Below are 5675 nucleotides of genomic sequence, written 5' to 3' on the forward strand. Positions count from 1 at the left end.
GCGCTGCTATTCCCCGCTTCGCGCTGTCCATCGCTGTTCGCGCTGCAGAAGTTTCAGCCGCGCGGGCAGATTTGAGCCGCGCGAGGGAGGGGGGAGTCGCGGGACGGGAGGGTACAGCCGCGCGAGGGGAGGGGGGAGCAGCGCGAGGGGCGGGAAGAGCAGCGCGGCGGGTCAGGGGCTAGGGATGGCAGCTGCATCGATGTCGCTGCGACGCAGCCGATACCGTGACAGCGGAATGATGCTGAGCGCCATGAGCACTGCGGGCAGGATGCTGAAGCTGAGCACGATGCCCGTGATCGCCTCGCTCGGCTGAGTGCTCTCCACTCCGGCGACGCTCGAGACGTACCCGGTCGCAGCCAGCATGAGCGAGACAGCGGTGGCTCCGAGCGCGAAGCCGACGGTCTCGCCCGCGGTCCAGATTCCGGTGAATGTGCCAGCCTGGCCGGGGCCGCTCGTGCGCTCGTCGTGCGAGATGACGTCCGGGAGCATCGCCATCGGTAGCGATTGCAGGCCCGCATAGGCGATGCCGGAGACGGCCACTGCGGCGTAGAGCCAGGCACCGGGCATCCAGATGGCAACGACGATGGATGCGGATGCAACGAGGAACAGGCAACTCGCGGCGAGGAACGACCGCTCCTTGCCGACCCGTTTGGAGATCGCCGTCCATCCCGGTGTGGCGATCAGCGCCGGACCGACCAGGGCGACGAACAGGATCTCCACCGCGGACTCATCGCCGAGCACCCATCGCGCGACGTACTGCGCCCCCGCGAGCATTGTTCCCGTGGCAAGCGCCTGCAGCAGGAATGTGCCCAGCAGAGCCCGGAACGGAGCACTGCGCCGCAGGGCGCGGAAACCCGAGAGGTACTCCTCCCGCAGGTTTCGCGGATTCGACCCTTCGACAGACTCAGGGATCGACGTGCCGGTCGCTGAGCCTGCCGAAGCGCGGCGCGCCGCGGCATCCCGGGCGGTGCGGCTGGCGATCAGCATTCCGATGCCGATCGCCACACCCGCGACGATGCCCATCAGCAGGTACCCGGTCACCGGGTCTCCGGTTGCGCGCCGCAGCATCGGGCCGCCGGCGCCGAACAGGAGGATCGCCGCGGTGAGAACGACCACGCGCCATCCGAGCAGGCGTGTGCGCTCGTCGTATCCGTCGGTGAGCTCGGCGGGCAGGGCGACGTACGGCACCTGGAACAGGCTGAACGCCGTCGCCGTGCCGAGGAAGGCCAGCAGGACGCAGATCGCGCTCGCCACGGGCCCCCACGACGGCGGCACCGCGAAGGTGAGCGCGAAGAAGACCGGCAGCATAAGCGCACCGGTGACCATGAACCCACGGCGGGACCCGGTGCGGGCGAGCTGTCGGTCGGATGCCGCCCCGATCAGCGGATCGATGATGACATCCCACACCTTCGCGACAGTCACGATGAGGCCCGCGGCCAGCGCCGCCACTCCGAGATTGTCGGTGAGGAAGTAGGTCAGGACGAGACCGGGCAGGGTCGCGTAACCGCCGGTACCGAGCGAACCGATCGCGTATGTGACGATCGTGCGTGCGGACAGGCGTGAGGGAGCTCGTTCGGGTCGAGCGGCGGTGCTCATCGCGCCAGTGTATCGGCGCGGGAGGGTCAGATCAGCGACAGCTCGCGGAGCTTCGCGGCGACATCGTCGTTCGACGGCTCGACGTGGTGCGAGGCGTCGGGGTAGACGACGACAGGAATGTTCATGCGCCCGGAGATGTCCTTGGCGACGTCGGCGGCGTCCGGGGTCGCTTCGAGGTCGATGTAGGTGTACTCCACACCGAGCTCATCGAGCTGCTTCTTGGTGCGGCGGCAGTCGCCGCACCACTCGGCGCCGAACATGGTGATGGTGTCGGGAGTAATCGAAGTCATGTCTCCAGGATATTCGTCCACAGCTGGATGGGCGCCGTTCCCGCGCACAGCCTGCGCATGGGACGATGGATGCCGTCATATCAGAGCAGGAAAGGGGACGCGCGTGGGCATCGGCATCACGGTCATCGTCCCCACGTTCAACGAACGGGACAACGTCTCCGAGCTCGTCGAGCGCACCGCACGCGCTTTGGCGGGGCGGGAAGCGGAGATCCTCTTCGTCGACGACAGCACCGATGACACCGCAGCTGAGATCGAGCGGGTGGCGCAGACCGCGGCGCTGCCGGTCCGGGTCATCCATCGCGACGCGAACACGGGCGGCCTCGGCGGCGCGGTTCTCGTCGGCCTCACGGATGCCACGGGAGACATCTGCATCGTCATGGACGGGGATCTGCAGCATCCCCCCGAGCTGATCTCGACCCTTCTGGAACGGTTCGCGCAGGGCGACGCCGATGTCGTCGCGGCATCGCGATACATCGGCGGAGGGGACTCGGCGGGACTGGGCACGACGCTGCGGTTCGGGGTCTCTCGTGCATCGACCTGGATCACCAAGGCGATGTTCCCCCGGAGGCTGGTGCGCAGCACCGATCCGATGACGGGCTTCTTCCTCGTCGACCGGAGCCGACTCGATCTTCCGACGCTGCGACCGCACGGATTCAAGATCCTTCTGGAGATCCTCGCCCGCTCCGATGTGCGCATCGCCGAAGTGCCGATGGAGTTCTCCGAGCGGCACAGCGGCACATCCAAAGCATCGTTCCGTCAGGGCACGACGTTCATCGCGCACCTCGCCCGGCTGCGGTTCGGAAAGATGTCGATGTTCGCGTTCATCGGCGCGATCGGCGCGGTCGCGAACCTCGGCATCATGTGGCTGCTGACGATGGCCGGAATGCCGTACGTGTGGGCGGCGATCATCGGCGCCGAGGTCACGATCGTCGGCAACTTCCTTCTGCAGGAGCGGTTCGTCTTCGGTGACATGCGCACGGATGCCCGCGGCGTCTGGGCGCGATTCGCGGCCTCGTTCACGTTCAACAACGTCGAAGCCGCGCTGCGCATCCCGATCATGGTGCTCATGGTCGAGACCTGGCACATCTCCAGCGTGCTCGCGACGGGGATCTCGCTCGTCGTGGCGTTCTCCGCGCGTTTCCTCTTCCACGCCCTGTTCGTCTACGCGCCGCGTCGCGGCCGCACGCGGGACGCAGAAGGGGTGGATGCTGCGCCGACGACTGACACGGCGGCAGGGCGCATCATCACGGCCATCGACGCTGAGGCGATGCGCCCCGGCGAGCTGTGAGTGTCACAGCTCCTCACCGTGCACGGCCTCGCCGCCGACCCAGGTCTGTGCTACCGACGCATCCTGCTGGTCATCGAAGGGGTCGCCGTCCCAGACCACGAAGTCGGCGAGGCTTCCGGGCTCGAGCGTTCCGGAGCCATCCAGGCGGGACGACCACGCAGATCCTGCCGTGTACGCCCGCCAGGCAGCCTCCCGACTGAGAGCCTGATGCTCGAATCGCACGGTGCTGTCACCGCTGAGTGACCGGCGGACGGCAGCGCGGATGCCGCGCAGCGGATCCGGCGTCGAGACGGGCCAGTCGCTTCCCATCGCGATGCGGATGCCGCCACCGCTCCAGTCGGCCAGGCGAGACATCCGCTCCATCGGCTCGGGGCCCACGTATCGCGCGTACTGGTCGAAGTCGAGGAAGTCGTCAGCGGTCCAGACCGGCTGCAGATTCATCGTCACATCCAGCGTGCGGAAACGCTCGGCGTCGCCCGCTTCGAGGAACGTCACATGCGCGATCTGATGCCGGGTGCCGCGCTGCCCGTTCGCCTGCCGGGCAGCGGCGACAGCATCCAGACCCTCGTGCACGGCGCGATCCCCGATCGCGTGCATGTGGACGTCGAAATCGAGGGCGTCGAGCCGTCCGACCGCGGCGCGAAGCAGATCCGGCTCGATCGCGAGCTGTCCGTTGTGCCCGAGAGGAGCGCCGGACGCATCGAAGTAGTCTGCCCGCATCGCCGCCGTGCCGGACTCATGCACACCATCGACGAAGATCTTCACGGCGGGCGCGGAGAACCGGCCGCGCGGCAGTTCAGCGCGGCGGCTCACGAGCTCGTCGATCTGCTCGAGTCCTCGGTTCCGATCCCAGCCGAGAGCGGCCGAAACGCGTGCGGTGAGGAGGCCATCGGCTGCGATCGAACGGTAGGGCACCGAAGGATCCGGCGACCCCTGGATCTCCCCGACGAACGCATCCTGCCAGCCGATGACGCCCAGCGCATGCAGCCGGCGCTGCGCATCCAGAAGCGCGCGACGCTGGGTGGCGGCATCCGGTGGAGTGACAGCTCCGAGCAGAGTAGTCAGCGCGCTCTCGTTGACGATCCCCGTCGGGGAGCCGTCGTTGAAGCGCTCCAGAAACCCGGACGTCGCGTCGAGGAGACCCGATGCGCGCAGGGCCGCCGTGTTCGCGAGCGCACCGTGCCGGTCGCTGTTGATGAGGACGACCGGATGCTCCGCCTCCACAGCATCCAACTCGCGACGCGTGATCCGCTCGGCGGCGAAGCGGATCGCGGAGTAACCGGCCACGACGACCCACGAATCGGTGGATGCCGACGTCGCTGCCGTTCTGACCTGATGCCAGCACTCGTCGACGGAGGAATCCGGTGTGACGGATGCACCGCCGAGCGCGAGCTCAGCGGCCAGGGGATGCACGTGCGCGTCGATGAATCCCGGAGTGAGGATGCGGCCGTCCAGGTCGATGCGGCGCACCGCGCGCGTGCTTAGAACGTCGTCGGCAAGGTCATTCTGACCGATCACCAGGAGGGTCTCCCCGCCGACGAGAAGGGTCGTTGCCGCTGCAGAATCGGTGCCGCGCACGCGTGCGCCGGTGAGGAGAAGGAGCGCGTCATCGGACATGGATCTCACGTTATCGGGCCCTCCCGGGTTCTCGTCCGCTAGACTTGTCGTGCAACGTGATGTTTTCGCCGCAATTCCGGCGCGCACGTAGCCACTGATCAGGGCCGTAAAGGACCGCGCACACCGACGCGCGCGGCATCCGCTCTCGATCGAAAGAATTCCGGACGCGCCTGCGCGCGCCCGCCCACAGCAATGAGCACCATGAGTAACACCACTATCCACCCGCCCGAATCCCTGACCTGGAAACAGGCCGACGCCGACGTGCACGTCGCGACCCGCGACGGCGAATTCGCCGGATTCGTCGAGAACGACGGCTCCGGCCATGTCGTTCACGACAGCCAAGGCGCCGAGCTCGGTTCCTTCGACACGCTCGACGACGCCAGGAGCGCCCTTGAGGGCGCAGCGAAGCGGCGCACTCGTTCCATCCGGCAGACTCTCCGGCGCCATCTGAGCAGAGCCCGCTCCTGAGAGACGACCGGGAGGATCCGACGTATACGCAGTGACGTATATCCCCCGGGTTAGCCTGGGACGAAGCGATCGGCAGCCGCCCTTGGCTTCACAGCTCAAGGGCTCCGATCGACGGGAGAGCAACATCTCCACTGCACAGGTCGAACAGACCACCAGCACTCTTGGCCGAGTACGTCAGACTTACGCGGGCAATGCAGATTTCCCCCCGATGGCCAAGGCGTATCAGAACGTTTCGCAGGTCGTGCGTGAGATGGGACTCCTGCAGAGGACTCCGCGTTTCTACAGTTTCGTCGCCGCCGGAATCGCCCTCGCCCTCGGCGGAGCGATCACCGGGTTCATCCTCCTCGGCGACAGCTGGTTCCAGCTGCTCATCGCCGCTGCCCTCGGCATCATCTTCACGCAGATCGGGTTCCTCG

At 67.2% G+C, this 5675-nt stretch carries 5 protein-coding genes and 1 pseudogene; 3 read left to right on the forward strand and 3 right to left on the reverse strand.

Going from position 1 to position 5675, the window contains the following annotated elements; all coding sequences use genetic code 11:
- Positions 1 to 171 precede the first annotated feature (171 nt).
- Positions 172 to 1596 (reverse strand): MFS transporter, encoded by a 1425-nt coding sequence (locus ACTIAO_RS09015; RefSeq protein ID WP_441905958.1) that lies wholly within the window; start codon positions 1594 to 1596, stop codon positions 172 to 174.
- A gap of 26 nt (positions 1597 to 1622) precedes the next feature.
- Positions 1623 to 1886, reverse strand: coding sequence for a glutaredoxin family protein (locus tag ACTIAO_RS09020; RefSeq protein WP_441905959.1), 264 nt, complete (start codon positions 1884 to 1886; stop codon positions 1623 to 1625).
- A gap of 109 nt (positions 1887 to 1995) precedes the next feature.
- Between ACTIAO_RS09020 and ACTIAO_RS09025 the strand changes: the two genes are divergently transcribed.
- Positions 1996 to 3174: a glycosyltransferase gene (locus tag ACTIAO_RS09025; protein WP_441905962.1), complete on the forward strand. Its 1179-nt coding sequence runs from the start codon at positions 1996 to 1998 to the stop codon at positions 3172 to 3174.
- Between the two features lie 3 nt (positions 3175 to 3177).
- On the opposite strand, the gene ACTIAO_RS09030 is transcribed toward ACTIAO_RS09025, so the two are convergent.
- Positions 3178 to 4791 (reverse strand): amidohydrolase, encoded by a 1614-nt coding sequence (locus ACTIAO_RS09030; protein WP_441905960.1) that lies wholly within the window; start codon positions 4789 to 4791, stop codon positions 3178 to 3180.
- Between the two features lie 201 nt (positions 4792 to 4992).
- On the opposite strand from ACTIAO_RS09030, the gene ACTIAO_RS09035 reads away from it, so the two are divergent.
- Both ACTIAO_RS09035 and ACTIAO_RS09040 read left to right on the forward strand, forming a co-directional pair.
- Positions 4993 to 5259 carry a hypothetical protein gene (locus ACTIAO_RS09035; protein WP_441905961.1) on the forward strand — a complete coding sequence of 89 codons (267 nt, stop codon included), beginning with the start codon at positions 4993 to 4995 and terminating at the stop codon, positions 5257 to 5259.
- Between the two features lie 124 nt (positions 5260 to 5383).
- Positions 5384 to 5675: pseudogene (locus ACTIAO_RS09040) on the forward strand (acyl-CoA desaturase); the annotation flags it as partial.

Source organism: Microbacterium sp. (assembly GCF_052099035.1).
Lineage (GTDB): Bacteria > Actinomycetota > Actinomycetes > Actinomycetales > Microbacteriaceae > Microbacterium.